Origin of the sequence: Flavobacterium polysaccharolyticum (genome assembly GCF_038739875.1) — a bacterium.
Taxonomy (GTDB): Bacteria; Bacteroidota; Bacteroidia; order Flavobacteriales; family Flavobacteriaceae; genus Flavobacterium; species Flavobacterium polysaccharolyticum.
Genome location: NZ_JBCGDP010000126.1, coordinates 1 through 210 on the forward strand (window position 1 = coordinate 1; position 210 = coordinate 210).

The following is a 210-nucleotide window of genomic DNA, read 5'->3' on the forward strand; positions in this document are numbered from 1 at the left end:
GAGTAAGACTCGTAACACTACATTGTGCAGTAATCGTAGGAAGTGTAGCAACATCTGCAACAGGGGCTGTAGTATCCGCTATCACAATACTTTGATTTTGTGTCGTGCTGTTGGTTCCATCTGAATACGTCCAAACTACTGTTGTAGAAGATGTAATAGGAAGAACCGCTGTAGTACTAGCTGTAACAACTCCCAAACAATTGTCGGTAG

At 42.4% G+C, this 210-nt stretch carries 1 protein-coding gene; it reads right to left on the minus strand.

Features of this window, described 5'->3' with window-relative positions:
* The coding region (locus tag WFZ86_RS20355; RefSeq protein WP_342693647.1) for a hypothetical protein at window positions 1–210 on the minus strand (210 nt) is incomplete at both ends.